The organism is Streptomyces sp. NBC_00076, assembly GCF_045041235.1.
Classification (GTDB): Bacteria; Actinomycetota; Actinomycetes; order Streptomycetales; family Streptomycetaceae; genus Streptomyces.
The window spans coordinates 9,899,238-9,917,965 of the sequence record NZ_CP108242.1 but is presented as its reverse complement, the minus strand read 5'-3'; the positions used below and the strand labels follow the sequence as shown (position 1 = coordinate 9,917,965).

Here is an 18,728-nt window from a genome sequence, read left to right as displayed (position 1 = left end):
GCAGGCGCTTCAGACGACGCGTTCGCCGGGGATGACGATCGCGTCGAGTGCGGCCAGGTCGGCCGCGTCAGGGATCCAGTCGGCCGCCGCCGCGTTGGCGGTGACCTGTTCGGGTGTCATGGCGCCGCAGATGACGGAGCCGACGGCGGGCAGGGCGGCGAGTCCGCCCACGGCGACCTGGAGGAGGGTCAGGCCGCGTTCGGCTCCGTACGCGGTGAGCGCCTCCACCCGGTCGAGGGCGACGTCGGTGAGCCAGCCCTCCCGCCAGGACAGGCGGCTGCCCGGCGGGGGAGCCTCGCCGCGCCGGTACTTGCCGCTGAGCAGGCCGTTGGCCAGCGGGTAGTACGGCAGCAGACCCACGCCGTGGCGCAGACAGGCGGGGATCAGGTCGCTCTCCGCGCCGCGGTCGAGCAGGTGGTAGCGGGCCTGCGTGCTGACGAAGGCACCGGTGAGCTCATCGGCCGGCAGGTTGGAGCAGCCGATGTGGCCGATCTTGCCCTCGTCCACGAGGTCGAGCAGGGCGGCGATCGTCTCGTCGAGCGGGGTGACGCCGTCCGGCTCGTGGTACTGGTACAGGTCGATCCGGTCGGTGCCGAGCCGGCGCAAGGATGCCTCGACGGCGTACCGGATGTAGGGGCGGGCGCCCCGCCGGCCGTAGAGGTCCGCCTCGGGCCCCATCTCCATGCCGAACTTGGTGGCCAGGACCACCTCGTCCCGGTGGCCCTTCAGAGCGGCACCCAGGAGCCGTTCGCCGTCGCCGCGCCCGCCGTACATGTCGGCCGTGTCGAACAGGGTGATCCCGGCATCCAGGGCCGCGTGGACGACGGCCTTCGTGCCCTCCTCGTCGAGGCGGGCTCCGAAGTTGTTGCCGCCGACGCCGACCACGGAGACGGCCGGCCCACGCTCGCCCAGGGTGCGGTATCTCATGACCGGTTCCCGAACCCGATGCAGACGTTCTTGGTCTGCAGGTAGCTGTCCAGGCCTGCCAGGCCCTTCTCCCGGCCCCAGCCGCTGTGCTTGTAGCCGCCGAAGGGGAGCTCGACGCCGGTGCCGACACCGATGGCGTTGACGTAGACCTGGCCGGCCCGGATGCCCTCGGCCAGCCGCATCGCCTTGTCGATGTCCCGGGTCCAGACGTAGGAGGCCAGGCCGTACGGACTGTCGTTGGCGATGTCCAGGGCCTCCTCGGCGTCATCGAACTCGATGACGGTGACGACGGGGCCGAAGATCTCCTCGCGGGCGCAACGGGCGTCGTTCGTCAGGCCGGTGAGGACGGTCGGCTCGACGTAGTAACCGTCGGCCAGGGCCGGATCGGACGGGGCGCCGCCGACGCGGACCGTCGCGCCCTCCTGTCGGGCCAGTTCCACGTAGCTCAGCACCCGGTCGCGCTGCCGGGCGGCGACCAGCGGGCCGACGTCCGGGTCGGTGAGTCCCGGGCCGACGCGCAGTGCGGCGGCGTGCGAGACCAGCTTGTCGAGGAACACCTCGGCTCCGCGCTGGACCAGCAGCCGGGTGCCGGCCGAGCAGGTCTGGCCCGCATTGCCGAAGGCCGAGGCCGCGATGGCCGTCAGCGCCAGGTCGAAGTCGGCGTCGGCGAAGACGACGACCGGCGACTTGCCGCCCAGCTCGGTGACCGACGGCACCACGTTGGCGGCGGCGGCCTGGGCGACCTTGATGCCGGTCGGTACCGAGCCGGTGAAGGTGACCTGGTCGATGTCCGGGTGGCCGGCGAGGGCCGCGCCGGTCTCGCCGTCACCGGGGACCACGTTCAGCACGCCCGGCGGGAGACCGCACTCCAGGGCGATCCTGCCGATCTCCAGAGGGGTGAGCGGCGCCTCGGGCGACGGCTTGAGCACCACCGTGCAGCCCGCCGCCAGTGCCGGGGCGGAGCCTCGCGCGGTGTTCTGCAGCGGGTAGTTGAACGGGATGATGTGGCCGGAGACACCGATCGGCTCACGGACCGTGTAGTCGATCAGGCCGGGGCCGAGCGGGATCGTCGTGCCGCCGAGCTTGTCGGCGGCGCCCGCGTAGAACTCGAAGTAGCGGGCCGCCGCTTCGACATCGGCCTTGGCCTGGCGGAGCGGCTTGCCGACGTCCTGGCTCTCCAGCCGCGCCAGCCGTTCGCCCTGGTAGCGGATGGCCTCGGCGATCCGGTACAGGATCCTGCCCCGGTCGGCGGCACGCATCCGGGCCCACTCGGGGGCCGTGAAGGCCGCTCTCGCCGCCGCCACCGCCTGGTCGACGTCCGCCTTGCCGGCCAGCGCCACCTGGGCGATGGCCGTCCCGTTCGACGGGTCGAGGACGGTGAAGGAGCGGCCGTCGGCGGCGGGGACCTGCTTGCCGTCGATCAGCAGCTCGGTCAGCTGCGGTTCGCCGCTCATGGCTGGATCTCCCCCAGCACCTCGCCGAAGATGACGACCTCGTCGCCCGGACGGACCGTGCGGATCCGGCGCACCCAGAGCACGATGCCGTCCTGCGGCGCGGTGACCTCTTCCAGCAGGTTGCCGTAGTGGTCGGTGATGGTGGCGATCAGGTCGCCTTCCTTGCAGGTCTCCCCCGGCTCGGCTCGGGCGACGAAGAAGCCGCCGGAGGCGGAGCGGGCGAAGGTGCCGGAGACGGTCGTGTAGGTGTCCCGCAGCTCCGCCTCGCCGTCGATCATGCCGAGGCTGCGCAGGATGTTGCGGATCGAGTTCATGTGATGCTCGACGTTGGTCTCGCGGTAGGTGGCGCCACCGCACTCGATGGTGATGGCGGGCTTGCCGGCCGCGAGGACGGGGTGGCGGACCGTGCCGCCCCACTTGCCGCCCTTCCAGACCAGCTCGTGCCCGGCGGCGAGCGCCAGGTCCGTCGCCAGGTCCTCGTAGCCGCCCTGGAGGATGACCAGCGGGGCGATCTCGCCGTAGGCGCCACCGGTGTGCAGGTCGACCACGGCGTCGACGGCCGGGACGACCTTCTCGACGAAGGTGGCGGCCAGGCGCTGGGAGTACGAGCCTTCCGCGTCGCCCGGGAAGATGCGGTTGAGGTTGAGGTGGTCGATACCGCTGGCACGGGCGGCGGCCTCGAAGGCGGGGGTGTTCAGGCAGGGGATGCCGACGAGGGTGCCGCGCAGGGTGGCCGGGTCGATGTCGGCGAGGACACGTCGGATGGCCTCCTGGCCGTCGTACTCGTCGCCGTGCACGCCCGCGTCCACACACAGGACCGGGCCGTCCTGCGCGCCGTTGACGACGATCAGCGGAATGCCGAGTTCCACGCCGTAGCTGCTGGTGCCGACCGGGATCAGACCCTGGGCGCGCTCGCCGGGGGCGACGGTCAGCGGACCGATGGAGTACATGTCGTTCCTTTCCGAAACGTGAATCAGAGGCGGGCGGACGCCTCGTCGAGGGTGTCCGCGATGATCTCGGCGATACGGTCGAGGAGGGCGCGGTCGCTGATCAGCGGGGGCGCGATCTGGACCAGTGGCGCGGTGCGGTTGTAGACGCGGGCCAGCAGGCCGGCCTCGCGCAGCCGGCGCGGGATCAGGTCGACGATCAGGCCGGCGCGGGCCAGGTCGCTGAAGCCGCCGTCGTCCAGGTCGCCGACGAGTTCGCAGGCGTAGAAGAACCCGGCGCCGCGGACGTCGCCGACGATCGGCAGGTCCGTGAGGGCGTTCATGCGGGTCGCGAGGTGGTCCTGGAGGCCCCGGACGTTGTCCAGGATCCTGTCCCGCTCCATGATCTCCAGGCTGCGCAGGGCGATGGCCGCGCTCAGCGGGTGCCCGGCGAAGGTGTAGCCGTGGTTGAGGACCTCGCCGGGCTGATTGATGACCTCGACGACGCGGTTGCCGACCAGGGTTGCCCCCATGGGGGCGTATCCGGCGGTGATGCCCTTGGCGACGGTGACGATGTCCGGGCGGGCGCCGTAGCGGTCCCCGCCGAACCACTCCCCCACCCGGCCGAAGGCCGTGATCACCTCGTCGGCGACGAGCAGGAAGCCGTACCGGTCGGCCAGCGCCCGCAGCCCCTGCCAGTACCCCTCGGGCGGGGTGATGCAGCCGCCGCGGTTCTGTACCGGCTCGGCGATGAGCATGGCGACCGTCTCCGGGCCCTCGGCCAGGATCACGGCCTCCAGCTCGGCGAGCAGGCGGGAGGTGAACGTCTCGTCGTCGACGTACTCGGGGGCGAGGCCGAAGCGGTTGGTGTTGGACACGAACCGGGTGTCGATCGCCGGCGGGCCGTAGGGCTCCGTCAGGCCGGGGTCGTCGGTGAGCGAGAGGGTGCCGATGGTCAGGCCGTGGTAGGCGCCGCGCCGGGCGATGGCCTTGGTGCGGCCCGGCTCGCCACGCAGGGCGTGGTAGCGGCGGGCGATCTTCCAGGCGGTCTCGACAGCTTCGGCGCCGCCGCTCGCGAAGAAGGTGTGCTCGATGTCCACGGGGGCGATCCGGGACAGCCGCTCGGCGAGTTCGATCGCCGTCGGGTGCGCGGAGCCGGTCCACAGCGGGCTGTAGCACAGCTCGCGCAGTTGCTTCTCCGCCGCCTCGGCGAACTCGGGGCCGTACGAGTAGCCGAGCTGGCAGCAGTACAGCCCGGAGAGGCCGTCGATGTAGCGCCTGCCGTCCGCGTCTTCGACGTACGGGCCCTCCCCTCGCCGGACGACGAGGAGGTCTTCGCCCTCGGGGCCGAGCGAACCGTTGGCGGTCATGTTCAGCAGCAGGTGCCGCTGAGCGGTGGCGGTGGTCGACTGAGCGGGGGCGGTCATACGGCCTCACCTCCCGGAGCGGCGACTCCTACCGTGTTCTCGACCGACAGCAGGGAGTCCTGCCGCCCCGAGCCGAGCCAGCGCACCAGGGCCACCAGACCGAGGGCGACGATCGCGAAGGCGATGAGGATCGCGCTGATCGCGGTCACGCTGGGGTCGATCTCGAAGGTCAGGGAGTTGTAGACCTGCACCGGCAGGGTGACGGTGTCGACCGAGGACAGGAACTGGGAGATGTAGAACTCGTCGAAGCTGGTGATGAAGGAGAAGACCGCCGCCGCGATCATGCCTGGGGCGGCGAGGGGGAAGGTGATCCGCCGGGCGATCGTGAGACGGCCGGCGCCCATGCTGGCGGCGGCGTCCTCGAGGCGTTCGTCGATGCCGCGCAGGGTCGCGATCAGGATGAGCACCGCGATCGGCGCGGCCAGCACGGTGTGGCCGAGCGCGATGGCGATCGGGCTGCCCAGCATCGCGGCGGGCTCGAAGAGCAGGAACAGCCCGAGTGCGGTGACGATCTGCGGGATGACCAGTGGTCCGAGGACGAGGGCGTAGACCGCGGAGCGCAGCGGGAGTTCGCTGCGGGTCAGGGCGGTCGCCGCGGTGACACCGATGATCAGTGAGAAGACGGTGCTCAGGGCGGCGACCAGGGCGCTCAGTGAGAGCGCGGCCGGCCATTTGCTGCCGTCGGCGAACAGGGCCCTGTACCAGTTCAGTGTCCACACTTTCGGCGGGAAGTCGGCGAAGGCGTTGTTGCTGAAGGAGGTGACGAGGATGACGACGATCGGCAGCGCCAAAAACAGCAGGATCACGGTGGCGATGGCCGTGAGCGCGATCCGCCCTGCGAGGGTCTTGCGCAGTTCCATCATGACGCGCTCCTCTTCTTACGGCTGGCGCCGAGGGAGCTGATGAGTTTGACCAGCAGCAGTCCGGCGATGGTGAGCAGCAGCAGGATGACGCCCTGTGCGGCCGCCCCGTTCCACTGGTTGTCCTTCGTCACCTGCTGGTTGATGAGGGTGGCGATCATCGTCTGTTTGGGTCCGCCCATCAGGGCGGGGGTGATGTAGTAGCCCAGCGAGAGAATGAAGCTGAGCAGCCCGGCACTGGCCAGGCCGGGGGCGACCAGCGGCAGGTAGATACGGCTGAAGATCGTCACCCTGCCTGCACCCATGCTGGCCGCGGCCGCCAGCAGGCGGCGGTCCACGCCGCGCATCACCCCGTACAGCAGCAGCACGGTGTAGGGGAGCATCATGGAGGTGGTACCGATGACCACGCCGACTTCGTTGTAGAGCAGCTGGAACGGCGCGCCGGGTACCCGCAGGCCGGTCAGGGTCTCGTTCACCAGGCCCTTGTCGCCGAGCAGGATGATCCAGCCGTAGGTGCGTACCAGGGCGCTGATGAAGTGCGGGACGACGACGATCAGCATGGCCAGTGCGGCCCACATCGGCTTGAGCCGGGAGATCGCGTTGGCCAGGAGGAACCCGAAGACGAGGCTGAGCAGCGCCGTCTCCGCGGAGATCCGAAGCGTGGTGAACAGGACGGAGAGGTTGACCCCGCTCAGCGCCTCGGCGTACCAGTGCAGCGTGAAGGATCCGTCGGCGTTCTTCAGGCTGAGCAGGAGTGTGCTGAAGATCGGGTAGACGAACAGCACCAGCAGATAGACGACGACCGGCAGCGCGTAGATGATCCCGACGCGGGTCTTGCGCGAGGCCAGCAGCTTGCGCGGACGGGCAGGAGCCCCCGCGAGGGTGGCGGCCATGGCTCACCCGCCCTGTTCGGTGGGGAAGAGGTTGACGTCGTCCGGGTCAGCGGCGATCCCGACCCGCTCGCCGGCGACGGGGCCGCGGCCGGCGGGTACTTCCAGGCGCAGCAGCGGCGCCTCCCCGCCGTCGACCCGCACGCCCGCGCGGACCAGGGTGCCCACATAGGTGGCGGTCTCGACCGTGCCGGTACAGAAACCGTCGTCGGTGGCGCAGGCCCGCAGTCGGCCCGGCTGGACGGCGGCCTTGACCTGAGTGCCGGAGGCCAGCTGGTGGCGGCGCGCCTTCAACAGGCCACCGCTCTTGTCGAGGCGGACCAGGGTGTGGGCGTCGGTGTGCTGCTCGACGCGGCCGGGCAGGAAGTTGGCCGCGCCGAGGAAGTCCGCGACGAAGGGGGTCTTCGGCCGCTCGAACAGCTCACGCGGCGTGTCGAACTGCTCGATCAGCCCGTTGCGCATCACCGCGATGCGATCCGACATGACCAGCGCCTCTTCCTGATCGTGCGTCACGTAGATGACGGTCAGGCCCAGTTCCTGCTGGATGGTCTTGATCTCGACCTGGAGCTGGTCGCGCAGCTTCTTGTCCAGCGCGCCCAGCGGCTCGTCCATCAAGATGACCGGAGGCCGGTAGACCAGTGCCCGGCACAGGGCGACGCGCTGCTGCTGACCGCCGGACAGCTCGCGCGGCTTGCGGCCGCCGAACCCGGACAGGCCGGCGATCTCCAGCGTCTCCCCGACCCGCCTGCGGATCTCGTCCTTCGGCACTCCGCGCAGCGTGAGCGGGAAGGCGACGTTCTCGCGGACGCTCATGTGCGGAAAGAGCAGGTACTGCTGGAAGACGAAACCGAGGTTGCGTTTCTGCGGGGCGAGCCGGGTGACGTCACGGTCCCCGACGGTGATGGTGCCGGAATCGGGTTCACAGAACCCGGCGATCATCATCAGGGTCGTGGTCTTGCCCGACCCCGACGCGCCGAGGAAGGTGACGAACTCCCCGGCCGCGATCTCCATGGACGCCTCGTCGACAGCGACGACGTCCCCGTAGCTCTTGCGCAGAGCCACCACCGACAGCGCTTTGCCGGTAGCGGTGGCCGGCAGGCCGCCGGCCGCCTTCACGGAAGGTGTGACGACACCGAATTCAGCCACGAGCCCACTCCAGCCAGCGCTTGGTGACGGCCGCTTCGTTCTTCAGCCACCAGTCGACGTCCACGTCGAAGCCCTTGTCGTAGTACTGCGGCGCACCGGACAGGGCGTTGCGCTCGTCCTCGGTCAGCTTGGCGTAGGCCAGCGGGGAGGACGGGTTCGACGGGAAGGTCTTGGCCAGGTTGGCCTGGGTCTCGGCACGCAGCGAGAAGTCCATCAGCTGGTAGGCGCCGTCCACGTTGGCCGCGCCCTTGGCGATGGCGTAGCCCTGGAACTGGCGGCGCATGCCGTTGAGCTGCCGCTCGACCGGGGTGCCCTGCTTCTTCATATCGGCGACCCGGCCGTCCCAGACGGTGGACATCGTCACCTCCTGGCGGCTCAGCAGCACACCCGGGAGCGGGCCGCTGTCCCAGAACTTCTTGATGTGGGGCCGCAGCCGGGTCAGCACCTTGAATGCCCGGTCCACATCCAGCGGGTACAGCTTGTCCATGGGTACGCCGTCGGCCAGCAGCGCGAACTCCAGCTCGGGCAGGTCACCGTCCGGGTGGACCATCGCGCGGTCACCCTGGAACGCCTTGGTGTCCCAGAAGTCCGCCCACGACTCCGGCTTCTTACCGCCGAAGGCATCCGTGCGGTACGCGATGCACTGACCGTAGAAGCTGTTGCCGATGGCATGGTCGGTGATCTGATTGTCAGGGATCTTCGCGCTCTTCACGCTCTTGACCCGGTCGCGGTCCAGCGTCTCCAGAGCGTCCTGCGCCACGTACTTGAGGTGAGACATCATCGCGTTGTTGATGAGGTCACACTGCGGGCGGCCCTGCTTGATCTGGGCCAGCAGCGGGGCGTCGTCCAGGTTCAGCACCTTGACGTCGATCCCGGTCTCCTGCGTGAACGGCGTGTAGATCGCCTTCTGCAGGGCCGCGCCGTAGGAACCGCCACTGTCGCGGACGACCACCGTCTTGCTGCCGCCCTTGGCGCTGCCGGAAGGGGTGCGGCTGGTGCCGGTACCGCATGCGCTGAGGGCGGTCGCAGCGGCGAGACCCGCCGTGGCTCCGCCGGCGCCGCGCAGGAAGAGCCTGCGGTCTATACGGGCGTCTCTCATGGTGTGCCTCCTGGGGTGGTGCTACGGGGAAAGAGGGACGGCTGGGAATGGGTGTCTAGGGGCGGGGGTCCGCCTCGTCGGATCCGCGGCCCATGCCGGGGACCGGCAGGGTGTCGGGTCGCGTGGCCGTGTCGGGGTCCCACGGGATGGCCAGGGCGGCCAGTTCGGTGCCGGGGTGGACGGTGAGGCCGTGCATGCCGTAGACGATCCGCCCGCCGGCCGGGGCGTGGACCGTGAACTCCCGGCCGTCGGCCGGGTCGACGATGCGGCCGAGGACGTCGCCTTGGGCCACTTCGCCGATGACGTCGGCGTCGAAGGAGAACTCCGGGTACCACAGGCCGGTGGCCTCGGATGTGACTCCGGCGGACCAGACCCACTCGCGGATCGGCGTCTGGGCGGAGTCGTCCGGGTCCAGTACGCCCACTTGGCGCAGTGCCTGGAGCAGACCGTCGACGCGGCGGCGGGCCGTGGGCTCGTCACGCTGCCCGAGCTCGCCCACCTCGACGAGGACCGCGGAGACGCCCCGCCGGGCGGCGGCCGCGTGGCTGTTGCCGCCCTCGGCCGTCAGCCCGATGATGACGTCCTCGATGCCGAAGGAGCCGGCCAGTTCGGCCGTCGCCTTGTCGAGGTCCGGGTCACCGGTGAGGCGGTAGCCGACGAAGTCGCGCAGGACCTGGTCGATGCCGCCGCAGTGCAGGTCGATGTAGATGTCGGCGCCGTCGACCAGGTGGGTGAAGAGCCAGGCGGCCAGCCGCTCGGTGGGGCCGCCGTCGGGGTCGCCGGGGAAGACGCGGTTGATGTTCACGCCGTCGACCGGGGAGACGTTGAGCCGTCCCTGGTACACGGCGTTGGGGTTGGCGACGGGACAGATGACGACCTGCCCTCGCACCTTTCCGGGTTCCAACAGGTCTGCCAGGCGCACGGCGGCGTCGATGGGAGTGAACTCGCCGCCGTGCACCCCGGCGGTGATGACGACCCGAGGGCCCGGGCGGGTGCCGTTGACCAGAGTCAGCGGGATGTCCGCGGTGAGGGTTCCGAGGTCTGCGCGGACGGTGCCGCGGGCCTTGGAGCCGGGTTCGGCGTGCAGAGCGCCGACGGAGAGCGTGTGGTCACTCATGGTCAGGCCTCCGCTCGGTCGAGCGTGGAAATGAAGTCGATGGGCTGTGGCGAGGAGCCGTCCAGTGCGAGATCGGCGGCGATGTCGCCGAAGGCGGGCGAGAGCTTGAAGCCGTGGCCGGAGAACCCGGCGAGCAGGACGACGTTCTCGCCGGTGCCGGGCAGCGGGCCTACCAGGGGGCGGCTGCTCTCGGTGTAGCCCTCCATGTAGACGGACAGGCGGGTCGGGTCGGGGTGCAGGTCCGGCATGTGACGCTCGATCAGCTCGGAGAAGATCCGCAGTTCCTCCGGAGCCACGGTCCGGTCCAGCTGGTTCGGGTCGCCGGCCGGCCGGTGCAGGGCGCGGGACAGGCCGAGCTTGACGGAGACGCCGTCCGGGGAGGGCAGGCCGTAGCAGTGGGTGGGCGCGGTACGGATGAACGCCGGGCGCTCCTCGCCGAACCAGGCGTCGGTGGTGGGCACGTACCAGGCGCTGACGAGGCGGCGGATGTCCACCTCCCACGGCAGGTCGGGCAGCAGGTCGTTGACCCAGGGGCCGGGGGTGACGACGGCCGTGTCGAAGCGCTCGCTGCCGGCGTCGGTGCGGATCTCCACGCCGCCCGCGACGGGGACGACTTCCCGGACCGTGGTGTAGCGGTGGATCGTGGCGCCCAGTTGCTCGGCGCGGCGGGCGGCGGTCTGGATGGTCAGCTCGGGGCGGATGAAGCCGGCTCTGCGATCGAGTACGGCCGCGTCGCCGTCCTCGATCCGGAACTGCGGGAAGCGCTTGGCCAGCGACTCGGCGTCGAGCACCTCGTGGTCCAGGTCGTGCTCGGCGATGGACTGCAGGACCGTCGCCATCTGGTGGTGCCCGGTCGGCCCCATCAGCAGGCACCCTGTCAGGCGGCGCAGTTCGCGGCCGGTCTCCTGCTGGAGCTGCTCATACAGGGCGTCGGCGTGCTTGAGCAGCGGGACGTACCGGGAGTCCTCGAAGTGGGCACTGCGGAAGATCCGGGTCTCACCGCCGGCGGCGCTGCGGTCGTGGCCGGGGGCGAAGCGGTCGTATCCGACGACCTCCGCGCCGCGGGCCGCCAGCCGCCAGGCGGCCTGGCTGCCCATCGTTCCGACGCCCACCACGGCGACGCGCTTCCTGGCAGCTGACACAGGGCTTTCCTTTCGTATCGCCGGGGGCGCATGCTGAGCCCCCGGCGCGAGGCTGTTCGATTCGAGTGGGTTTGGGCGGGGGCTTGGTCCTGGCAGGACCTACGGCTCGCATCCGTCCGGTTCTCGGGGTTCCGGCTCTCCTCGGGTCCTCCCGTAGAGCCGTGCCACATTGTGGAACGCTGTGCTAGAATCTGGCACAGACAATGGCAGTGGCACGGAGGGGAGTCAAGAGGGTGTCCGCAAGAGATTCCGAGGATTAACGGGGGGAAATCGGATGGAAATGAAGAGCGTCACCAGGTCGCTGCGCGTACTGGAAGCGGTCGCCCAGCATCAGCCCGTGACCGTCGGGGAGTTGACGAAACTGTTCGGCCTCCCGAAGTCGACCGTGCAGCGGACCCTGATCACGCTGGCCGAGGCGGGCTGGCTGCGGGCCAACCGCAAGGACACCACCCGCTGGGAGATCGGCGCGCGCGTCCTCGCCGTCCGGCCCGCCGCACTGCAGGGCTCCAGCCTGTTCGCCGCCGCCCGCGAGCCCATGATCCGGCTCCGCGACGCGGTGAACGAGACCATCCACCTCTCGGTGCCCGACGCCCTGCACGGCATGGTCGTCGTCGACCGCGTCGACTGCGACCACCCCGTACGGACCTTCCATGCCATCGGCGACACCTCACCCCTGCACGCGACCGCCGTCGGGCGCGCCGTTCTCGCCCATCTGCCGAAGCAGGACGTCGAGGAGCTCATCACGGGGGGCCTGGAGCGCTTCAGCGACACGACACCGGCCGACCCCGACGACTTGCGCGCCGAGCTCGACCGGATCCGCACCGACGGCTACGCGGTCAACCGCAACCAGTACCGGCCGGGCGTCTGCGCCGTCGCCGCGCCGGTCCTCGACGAGGACGGCACACCACTCGCCACGGTGGCCATCTCCATGCCCGAGTCCCGGTACGACGCGGACCGGGTGCCCGAGTGGGGCCGCCTCGTCGCCGACACGACCGCGGAGATCACACGGCGCCACCTGGGCGCCTGAACGGACGGCGGTGACCCTGCGGGGCGCCGCGCCAGAGAGGGTGGGCTCCCACGCGCGGCGTGGGAGCCCACCCTCCGTGCATGTGGCGGCAGCCTCGCCGATCGCCGGGCGGAAGGAAGACCGAACCCCGAAGTCGTGCCACATTATGGAACGCCGTGCTAGGATCCGGCACACTCATTGTCTGTGGCTCCGGGAAGGAGTCAGGATCCGAGGGGGCACCGGGATGGAAATGAAGAGCGTCACCAGGTCACTACGCGTCCTGGAGGCGGTCGCCCAGCATCAGCCCGTGACCGTCGGGGAGCTGACGAAGCTCTTCGGCCTGCCCAAATCGACCGTGCAACGCACTCTGGTCACGCTGGCCGAGGCGGGCTGGCTGCGGGCCAACCGCAAGGACACCACCCGCTGGGAAATCGGCGCGCGCGTCCTCGCCGTACGGCCCGCCGCTCTACAGGGCTCCAGCCTGTTCGCCGCCGCACGCGAGCCCATGATCCGGCTCCGCGACACGGTGAACGAGACCATCCACCTGTCGGTTCCGGACGCCCTGCACGGCATGGTCGTCGTCGACCGCGTCGACTGCGACCACCCCGTACGGACCTTCCACGCCATCGGCGACACCTCACCCCTGCACGCCACGGCCACGGGGCACGCGGTCCTCGCCCATCTGCCGAAGTCCGAAGTCGACGAGTTCGCGGCGAGCACGCTGGAGGGCTACGGCGAGGAGACCATCACCGACCCGGAGGAGCTGCGCGTGGAGCTCCGTCGCGTCAAGGACCGTGGATACGCCGTCAACCACAACCAGTACCGGCCGGGCGTCTGCGCCATCGCGGCACCCGTGCTCGACGAGGACGGCACGCCGTTGGCCGCCGTGGCCGTCTCCCTTCCCGACTCCCGCTTCGAGCCCGGCCGGCTCGCCGAGCTGGGGCGAGTGGTGACCGACACGGCGGCGGAGATCACCGCCCGCCGCCTCGGGTGAGGGACCCGCGCCGTCATCCCACGGGGATCGCCAGGTACTGGTACTCCAGGAACTCGTCGATCCCCACCCGGCCGCCTTCCCGGCCGAGGCCCGACTGCTTGACGCCGCCGAACGGCGCCGCCGGGTTCGACACCAGGCCCGTGTTGAGGCCCACCATGCCCACCTCCAGGCGTTCGCTGATGCGAAGGGCTCGGTCCAGGCCCTCGGTGAAGAGGTAGCCGACAAGCCCCCAGGGGGTGTCGTTGGCCCGGCGCACGACCTCGTCCTCCTCGTCGAAGGTGAGGATCGCCGCCACCGGACCGAAGATCTCCGTGTCCATCAGACGGCTGCCGGGATCGACGTCGGTGAGCACGGTCGGCGGGTAGAAACATCCGGGGCCCTCCGGCGTCCGGCCGCCGACGAGCACGCGGGCGCCGCGGTCCACCGCGTCGCCGACCAGTTCCTCGACCTTGGCGCGGCCCTTGGTGTCGATCAGCGGGCCGACGTCGACCCCGTCCCGCGTGCCCGGTCCCACGACGAGCGCTCCCATGCGGGCGGCGAGCCGCCGGCCGAACTCCTCCGCCACCGACCGGTGCACGAAGAAGCGGTTGGCGGCGGTGCACGCCTCCCCCATGTTGCGCATCTTGGCGGTCATCGCCCCGTCCACGGCCTTCTCCAGGTCGGCGTCGTCGAAGACGATGAAGGGCGCGTTGCCGCCCAGCTCCATCGACGTACGGACGACCGCGTCGGCGCACTGGGCCAGAAGCAGCCGTCCGACCTGCGTGGAGCCGGTGAAGGAGAGCTTGCGGATCCGGCCGCCGCGCAGCAGCGGTTCGCACACCTCTCCCGCCCGGGAGGTCGTGACGACGTTCAGTACGCCGTCCGGGAGTCCGGCCTCCTTCAAGATCCCGGCCAGCGCGAGGCTGGACAGCGGGGTCTGCGGGGCCGGCTTGAGGATCATCGTGCAGCCGGCCGCGATCGCCGGGCCGATCTTGCGGGTCCCCATGGCCAGCGGGAAGTTCCACGGGGTGATCAGCAGACAGGGGCCGACCGGGCGGCGGGAGAGCAGCATGCGGTTGCGGCCGTCGGGCAGGGTGCCGTATCCGCCGTCGATCCGGACGGCCTCCTCGGAGAACCAGCGGAAGAACTCGGCGGCGTACGCCACCTCTCCCCTGGCCTCGGCGAGCGGCTTGCCCATCTCGGACGTCATCAGGTGGGCGAGCTCGTCGGTGCGTTCGAGGATGATCTCGTGCGCGCGGCGCAGGATCTCGCTGCGTGCCCGGGGCGCGGTGCGCGCCCATTCCTCCTGCGCCTGGACGGCCGCGTCCTCCGCGAGCCTGGCGTCCTTGGGGCCCGCGTCGGCGACCTGGCAGAGGATCTCGCCGGTCGCGGGGTCGTCGACGGGCATGGTGGCGCCGTCCGCGGCGTCCACCCAGGCCCCGCCGATGAACAACTGGGTAAGTGTGTCGGTCATGGTGTCTCTCCTGGTCGATCGGCGGCGGGGTCGAGCAGTTCCGCGAGATGGAGCGCGTGGACGCCTCGGTCACCGGCGAGGTGGTCGATCTGGGTGGCGCAGCTGAAGCCGTCGGCCACGACGACCGTTCGGTCCCGGTCGGGCAGGTCCTCGATGCGGGGTTTCAGGGCGAGGTCGGCGACGGCCATCGAGGTGTCGTAGTGCTCGGCCTCGAAGCCGAAGTTCCCCGCGAGTCCGCAGCAGCCCTCCGCCTCGTCCACGGTCCGTACGCCGAGCCGGCGCAGCAGGTCGCGCGGGCGGCGGTCGGTGAAGGTGGCGTACTCGTGGCAGTGGGTCTGCAGGACGACGCCGGCGGGCAGGGGCGGCGGGGTCCAGTCCGGGGCGGCGAGGTCGGTCAGCGCGCCGGTGAGGGTGTGGACGCGGGCCGCGACCCGGCGGGCGGCGTCGGTGTCGAGGAGTTCGGGCACGTCGCGTCTGAGCGCGGCGGCGCAGCTCGGCTCGGCGACGATGATGGGCGCGTCGCCGCCGTCGTCCAGGTGGGCGACGGTACGGGCCATCACGCGGCGTGCCACGGACAGCTGGCCGGTGCTGACCCAGGTCAGCCCGCAGCACAGGCCGTCCCGGGCGGTGCTGGGGATCCCGGCGTCGGCGAGCACCCGGGCGGTGGCCCCGGCGACCTGGGGGCGGAAGGCACGGGTGAAGCTGTCGACGAAGAGCAGTGCCGTGGCCGGTTCGGCGGTTCTCGTCCCGCGCAGCTGGGAGCGCAGGGCGCGTCGGGAGGCGAACGCGGGGATCGAGCGCCGGGTCGTGACTCCTCCGAGCCGGGCCAGCAGCCTGCCGAGCGGCCCGCGCAGCAGGGCGTTGACGGGGCGGGCGGCGAAACCGGCGAGCGCGGACGTCAGGGGCAGCCAGCCGAGCGAGTAGTGGGAACGGGGCCGGAGCCTGCCCTTGTAGTGCTGGTGCAGGAACTCGGCCTTGTAGGTCGCCATGTCGACGCCGACGGGGCAGTCGGTGGAGCACGCCTTGCAGGACAGACACAGGTCGAGGGCGTCACGCACCTCGGTCGAGCGCCAGCCGTCCTGGATCGACTCGCCGCGCACCATCTCCTGCAACAGGCGGGCGCGGCCCCTGGTGGAGGCGTTCTCCTCGCCGGTGGCCCGGTAGCTGGGGCACATCACGCCGCCCGCATCACCGCGGCAGCGGCCGACGCCGACGCAGCGGCGGGCCGCGCCGGTGAAGCCGTCCTTGTCGTGCGGGAAGGTGAACGCCGTGTCGAGGAGGGGCAGTTCGCGCAGCGCCAGGTCGGCGTCGAGCGGGGCCGGAGCGACGATGACGCCGGGGTTCAGGATCCCCTCCGGATCGAAGATCCGCTTGAAGGCGGCGAACGTCTCGACCATCCGGTGGCTGTACATGATCTCCAGCAGCTCACCGCGCGCCCGCCCGTCGCCGTGCTCCCCCGACAGCGTCCCGCCGTGCTCGACGACGAGGGCGGCCGCCTCGGTGAGGAACCGGCGGGTGGCGGCCCGGCCGGCCTGCGTGGCGAGGTCGAAGTCGATGCGCACGTGCACGCAGCCGGCGCCGAAGTGCCCGTAAAGCACCCCGGTGAGTTCGTGGCGGGCCAGCAGGTCACGGAAGTCCCGCAGATAGACGGCGAGGTCCTCGGGGGCGACCGCCGCGTCCTCCCAGCCGGGCCAGGACTCGCGGCCGTCCACCAGGCGGGCGGCGAGCCCGGCCCCGTCCTCGCGGACCCGCCACAGCGAGCGGCGTTCGGCGGCGCTCTCCACGACCCGGCCGCCGGTCATCCGGCCCCGGGCCTTGAGGACGTCGAGCAGTTCGGCCGCCCGGGTGGTGACCGTCGCCGGGTCCTCGCCGTCGAGTTCGACGTAGAGCCAGGCACGCCCCTCGGGCAGGCCGGTGACGGCGTCCGGACCGCGCCGGGCGCGCATGGTGGCGACGATCGCCTCGTCCATGCCCTCCACGGCGGTGGGTTCCCAGCGCAGGATCTCCGGGACGTCCTCGGCGGCGTCGACGACGTCGTCGTAGCCGAGGGCGAGCAGCGCGGAGGCGGGTGCGGTGGCGACCAGACGTACGGTCGCGCCCGTGACGACCGCGCAGGTGCCCTCGGTGCCGACCAGGGCGCGGGCAGCGTCGAAGCCGTTCTCCGGCAGGAGGTGGTGCAGTTGGTAGCCGGAGACCTGGCGGGGGACGCGGCCGAGTTCGGTGCGGATCGGCGCCAGGTTGTCGGCGATCAGGCGGTGTACGTCCGCTTCGAGGCGGGCGACGCGTCGGACCGCGTCGGTGTCGTCCGGGTCGGCGGCGTGCAGTCCGGCGTGGTCGGCCACGGCACGCGTCCCGTCGGCGGTGACGATGTCCAGGGATTCGATGTGGCCGCTGGTCCGCCCGTGGCGGACGGACCGGTTGCCGCACGCGTCGTTGCCGATCATTCCGCCGAGGGTGCAGCGGCTGTGCGAGGACGGGTCGGGGCCGAACGTGAGCCCGTGGCCCCCGGCGGCGTCCCGCAGCGTGTCGAGGACCACGCCCGCCTCGACGCGCGCCGTGCCCGCCTCGGTGTCGATGGCCAGGATCCGGTTCATGTACCGGGAGAAGTCCAGCACGACACCGGGTCCGACCGCGTTGCCCGCCATGCTGGTGCCGCCGCCCCGGGCGGTGACCGGGATGCCCTCCTCCCGGCAGGCCCGCAGCACCGCGCACACGTCGTCGGTGGTGCGCGGGAACGCCACCGCACGCGGCGGCACCCGGTAGTTGGAGGCGTCGTAGGCGTAGGGGCCCGTGCCTCCGGGCCCGGTTTCCACCCGCAGGCCGGGCGCGGTCTGCGCGAGGCGGGCCGACAGACCGGCCAGGTCGCGGGTGGCGTTCGTCATCGCCGTGCCGCTCCGGACGTACCGGTCTCCACCGCGGCCGCCCACGCCTGAAGGCCCGCGTCCACGGCCGACTCGTCGATCACAAGCGCCGGGATCATCCGCACGACCTGGTTCCAGGCCCCGCACAGCAGCAGGAGCAGGCCCTCGTCGACGGCGGCGCGCTGCACGCGGGCGGCGGTCTCGGGGTCGGGGCTGCCGTCCTCGGTGACGAACTCGGAGGCCTGCATCAGGCCGAGGCCCCGTACGTCCCCGATGGCCTCGGTCCGCGCGGCCACCTGCTCCAGGCCGTGCCGCAGCCGGGCGCCCATCGTCTCGGCGTTCTCGACGAGCTTCTCGTCGCGGACGACGTCGAGGGTGGCGACGGCCGCGGCGCACGACACCGCGTTGGCGCCGTAGGTGCCGCCCTGCGAGCCCGGCCAGGCCTTGCCCATCAGTTCCTCGGAGGCGGCGATGCCGGACAGCGGGAATCCGCTGGCGAGGCCCTTGGCGGTGATCAGGATGTCGGGCGTGACCCCGAAGTGGTCGTGTCCCCAGAACCGGCCGGTGCGGCCCACCCCGGTCTGCACCTCGTCGAGGATCAGCAGGAAGCCGTGCCGGTCGGCCCGCTCCCGCAGTCCCTCCAGGAAGGCTCGGGTGGCGGGCACGTATCCGCCCTCACCGAGTACCGGCTCGACGATGACCGCGGCCGTGTCGGCGGGCGAGGTGATGGTCTGGAGGGTGTAGTCGAGCTCCTGGAGGGCGAAGCGGGTGGCGGTGTCCTCGTCCCAGCCGTACCGGTAGGCCGACGGGAACGGGGTGACGACCACGCCACTCATCAGCGGGGAGAAGCCGGACCTGAAGCGGGTGCCGGAGGTGGTCATGGCGGCCGCGGCCACGGTCCGGCCGTGGAAGCCACCGTGACAGACCAGCACGTTCGGGCGGCCGGTGGCCTGCCGGGCCAGCCGCAGCGCGGCCTCCACCGCCTCGCTGCCGGAGTTGGTGAAGAACAGGCTGTCCAGGCCGGTCGGCAGCACCTCGCCGAGCCTGTCGACGAGCTGCCGCAGCGGTTGGTGCATGACGGTCGTGTACTGGCCGTGGACCAGCGTGCCCACCTGCTCCTGCGCCGCCGCCACGACCCTGGGGTGGCAGTGGCCGGTGCTGGTGACGCCGATGCCGGCGGTGAAGTCGAGATAGCGGCGGCCGTCCTCGCCGTACAGGTGGACGCCCTCGCCCCGGGCTGCCACGACGGGCGTTGCCTGGCGAAGGTGCGGCGACAGTGCGGTCATGTTCGTCTCCCGGCCAATGCGTTGCGGACTACTCCGGCATCCCGAGCATCTCCACCCGTTCGGAAGCGGACAACGCGTGATGTGTCCAGCCGGGAGGCGGTGTTCGGACGTTGTGTCAACCGAGCCGGGTGCGGCGGGGC

The 18,728-nt window shown here is 71.3% G+C and carries 15 protein-coding genes; 2 read left to right on the top strand and 13 right to left on the bottom strand.

Annotated features, from left to right (window positions below):
* Window positions 1–9: 9 nt before the first annotated feature.
* Genes OHA64_RS44235 through solA form a run of 10 tightly spaced genes read right to left on the bottom strand, consistent with a single transcriptional unit; the run spans window position 10 to window position 10,988 of the window.
* Window positions 10–927 (bottom strand): aldo/keto reductase, encoded by a 918-nt coding sequence (locus OHA64_RS44235; RefSeq protein ID WP_405622866.1) that lies wholly within the window; start codon window positions 925–927, stop codon window positions 10–12.
* The gene (locus OHA64_RS44230) at window positions 924–2,381 is read right to left on the bottom strand and encodes an aldehyde dehydrogenase family protein (protein WP_405622865.1); all 1,458 of its coding nucleotides are present in this window, start codon (window positions 2,379–2,381) and stop codon (window positions 924–926) included. Before OHA64_RS44230 ends, OHA64_RS44235 begins: the two co-directional genes overlap by 4 nt.
* The gene (locus OHA64_RS44225) at window positions 2,378–3,331 is read right to left on the bottom strand and encodes a succinylglutamate desuccinylase/aspartoacylase family protein (RefSeq protein ID WP_405622864.1); all 954 of its coding nucleotides are present in this window, start codon (window positions 3,329–3,331) and stop codon (window positions 2,378–2,380) included. The genes OHA64_RS44230 and OHA64_RS44225 overlap by 4 nt, the downstream gene beginning before the upstream one ends.
* Window positions 3,332–3,354: 23 nt before the next feature.
* Window positions 3,355–4,734 (bottom strand): aminotransferase class III-fold pyridoxal phosphate-dependent enzyme, encoded by a 1,380-nt coding sequence (locus OHA64_RS44220; RefSeq protein ID WP_405622863.1) that lies wholly within the window; start codon window positions 4,732–4,734, stop codon window positions 3,355–3,357.
* Window positions 4,731–5,597, bottom strand: coding sequence for an ABC transporter permease (locus OHA64_RS44215; RefSeq protein ID WP_405622862.1), 867 nt, complete (start codon window positions 5,595–5,597; stop codon window positions 4,731–4,733). The genes OHA64_RS44220 and OHA64_RS44215 overlap by 4 nt, the downstream gene beginning before the upstream one ends.
* Entirely contained in the window at window positions 5,594–6,487 is an 894-nt protein-coding gene (locus OHA64_RS44210; RefSeq protein WP_405622861.1) for an ABC transporter permease, read from the bottom strand. Before OHA64_RS44210 ends, OHA64_RS44215 begins: the two co-directional genes overlap by 4 nt.
* Window positions 6,488–6,490: 3 nt before the next feature.
* The gene (locus OHA64_RS44205; RefSeq protein ID WP_405622860.1) at window positions 6,491–7,630 is read right to left on the bottom strand and encodes an ABC transporter ATP-binding protein; all 1,140 of its coding nucleotides are present in this window, start codon (window positions 7,628–7,630) and stop codon (window positions 6,491–6,493) included.
* Window positions 7,623–8,729 carry an ABC transporter substrate-binding protein gene (locus OHA64_RS44200; RefSeq protein WP_405622859.1) on the bottom strand — a complete coding sequence of 369 codons (1,107 nt, stop codon included), beginning with the start codon at window positions 8,727–8,729 and terminating at the stop codon, window positions 7,623–7,625. Before OHA64_RS44200 ends, OHA64_RS44205 begins: the two co-directional genes overlap by 8 nt.
* Before the next feature lie 55 nt (window positions 8,730–8,784).
* Window positions 8,785–9,846, bottom strand: coding sequence for a succinylglutamate desuccinylase/aspartoacylase family protein (locus OHA64_RS44195; protein WP_405622858.1), 1,062 nt, complete (start codon window positions 9,844–9,846; stop codon window positions 8,785–8,787).
* Between the two features lie 2 nt (window positions 9,847–9,848).
* The gene (gene solA / locus OHA64_RS44190; protein WP_405622857.1) at window positions 9,849–10,988 is read right to left on the bottom strand and encodes an N-methyl-L-tryptophan oxidase; all 1,140 of its coding nucleotides are present in this window, start codon (window positions 10,986–10,988) and stop codon (window positions 9,849–9,851) included.
* A 280-nt stretch (window positions 10,989–11,268) separates the two neighbouring features.
* Between solA and OHA64_RS44185 the strand changes: the two genes are divergently transcribed.
* The gene (locus OHA64_RS44185) at window positions 11,269–12,015 is read left to right on the top strand and encodes an IclR family transcriptional regulator (protein WP_405624368.1); all 747 of its coding nucleotides are present in this window, start codon (window positions 11,269–11,271) and stop codon (window positions 12,013–12,015) included.
* A gap of 229 nt (window positions 12,016–12,244) precedes the next feature.
* On the top strand, window positions 12,245–12,988 hold the full coding sequence (locus OHA64_RS44180; protein WP_405624367.1) for an IclR family transcriptional regulator: 744 nt from the start codon (window positions 12,245–12,247) through the stop codon (window positions 12,986–12,988).
* 13 nt (window positions 12,989–13,001) lie between these two features.
* Here OHA64_RS44180 and OHA64_RS44175 read toward each other — a convergent pair whose 3' ends face one another.
* The 3 genes from OHA64_RS44175 to OHA64_RS44165 are packed head-to-tail and all read right to left on the bottom strand — an operon-like array spanning window position 13,002 to window position 18,588.
* Window positions 13,002–14,441 carry an NAD-dependent succinate-semialdehyde dehydrogenase gene (locus OHA64_RS44175; protein ID WP_405622855.1) on the bottom strand — a complete coding sequence of 480 codons (1,440 nt, stop codon included), beginning with the start codon at window positions 14,439–14,441 and terminating at the stop codon, window positions 13,002–13,004.
* Window positions 14,438–17,323 carry an FAD-binding and (Fe-S)-binding domain-containing protein gene (locus OHA64_RS44170; protein WP_405622854.1) on the bottom strand — a complete coding sequence of 962 codons (2,886 nt, stop codon included), beginning with the start codon at window positions 17,321–17,323 and terminating at the stop codon, window positions 14,438–14,440. The genes OHA64_RS44175 and OHA64_RS44170 overlap by 4 nt, the downstream gene beginning before the upstream one ends.
* Window positions 17,320–18,588: an aspartate aminotransferase family protein gene (locus tag OHA64_RS44165; protein ID WP_405622853.1), complete on the bottom strand. Its 1,269-nt coding sequence runs from the start codon at window positions 18,586–18,588 to the stop codon at window positions 17,320–17,322. Before OHA64_RS44165 ends, OHA64_RS44170 begins: the two co-directional genes overlap by 4 nt.
* Window positions 18,589–18,728: the final 140 nt, after the last annotated feature.

Bases quoted from the DNA above. Each gene is read 5' to 3' on its own strand.
- OHA64_RS44235 (WP_405622866.1), bottom strand. From the start codon at position 927: ATGAGATACCGCACCCTGGGCGAGCGTGGGCCGGCCGTCTCCGTGGTC.
- OHA64_RS44230 (WP_405622865.1), bottom strand. From the start codon at position 2,381: ATGAGCGGCGAACCGCAGCTGACCGAGCTGCTGATCGACGGCAAGCAG.
- OHA64_RS44225 (WP_405622864.1), bottom strand. From the start codon at position 3,331: ATGTACTCCATCGGTCCGCTGACCGTCGCCCCCGGCGAGCGCGCCCAG.
- OHA64_RS44220 (WP_405622863.1), bottom strand. From the start codon at position 4,734: ATGACCGCCCCCGCTCAGTCGACCACCGCCACCGCTCAGCGGCACCTG.
- OHA64_RS44215 (WP_405622862.1), bottom strand. From the start codon at position 5,597: ATGATGGAACTGCGCAAGACCCTCGCAGGGCGGATCGCGCTCACGGCC.
- OHA64_RS44210 (WP_405622861.1), bottom strand. From the start codon at position 6,487: ATGGCCGCCACCCTCGCGGGGGCTCCTGCCCGTCCGCGCAAGCTGCTG.
- OHA64_RS44200 (WP_405622859.1), bottom strand. From the start codon at position 8,729: ATGAGAGACGCCCGTATAGACCGCAGGCTCTTCCTGCGCGGCGCCGGC.
- OHA64_RS44195 (WP_405622858.1), bottom strand. From the start codon at position 9,846: ATGAGTGACCACACGCTCTCCGTCGGCGCTCTGCACGCCGAACCCGGC.
- OHA64_RS44185 (WP_405624368.1), top strand. From the start codon at position 11,269: ATGAAGAGCGTCACCAGGTCGCTGCGCGTACTGGAAGCGGTCGCCCAG.
- OHA64_RS44180 (WP_405624367.1), top strand. From the start codon at position 12,245: ATGAAGAGCGTCACCAGGTCACTACGCGTCCTGGAGGCGGTCGCCCAG.
- OHA64_RS44175 (WP_405622855.1), bottom strand. From the start codon at position 14,441: ATGACCGACACACTTACCCAGTTGTTCATCGGCGGGGCCTGGGTGGAC.
- OHA64_RS44170 (WP_405622854.1), bottom strand. From the start codon at position 17,323: ATGACGAACGCCACCCGCGACCTGGCCGGTCTGTCGGCCCGCCTCGCG.
- OHA64_RS44165 (WP_405622853.1), bottom strand. From the start codon at position 18,588: ATGACCGCACTGTCGCCGCACCTTCGCCAGGCAACGCCCGTCGTGGCA.